The following is a 622-nucleotide window of genomic DNA, read 5'->3' as shown; positions in this document are numbered from 1 at the left end:
GGATCTGGGTGGTGGATGTCCATGGCCGGGTGCTGGCCAAGTCGGGCGATATTCGCGCCGATTCCAGTGTCTGGACCCGCTCGGTCGAGGAGGAGCGGCAACCGGAAAGCTTCTTTGGCAAACTGGAACACGACTATCTACACCCCATCTACTACACAGTGCTGACCAAGCCACCTATGGATTTTATCGACTCACTGCAGGACTCGACCGAACTCGGCGGCAGCCATATTCGCCGGGCGCTGAATGGCCAGATGGCCTCCACCTGGCGCCTGACACCGGATAACAAGGCGGTGGTGTTGGCGGCGGCCAGCCCCATCTGGATTGACGATAAGGTGATGGGCGCCGTGGTTGCCGAGGAAACCACCCATGGTATCCGTACCCTGCGTAACCGGGCACTGGAGAAGCTGTTCAATGTGATCCTGACCGTGATGGCCATGGGAACCCTGGCACTGTTTGTGTTTGCCTCGGGGATCTCCAGCCGCATTCGCAAACTCAGGGATCAGGCCGAGCGCGCCATCGACAGCCAGGGGCGGGTTCGCGACACCATTCCACCTTCAAAAGTGCGCGATGAAATCGGCGATCTGTCGCGCAGTTTTGCCAATATCGTCAACCGGTTGGGGCA

Annotated in this window: 1 protein-coding gene; it reads left to right on the top strand. The window is 59.6% G+C overall.

All coding sequences use genetic code 11. From position 1 onward, the window contains the following. On the top strand, positions 1–622 hold a 622-nt coding region (locus IEX22_RS16270; RefSeq protein WP_188669276.1), incomplete at both ends, for a sensor histidine kinase family protein.

This window comes from Tersicoccus solisilvae, assembly GCF_014643255.1.
Taxonomy (GTDB): Bacteria; Actinomycetota; Actinomycetes; order Actinomycetales; family Micrococcaceae; genus Tersicoccus; species Tersicoccus solisilvae.
The sequence above is the reverse complement of the archived record's forward strand: the minus strand, read 5'-3'. Positions and strand labels throughout refer to the sequence as shown.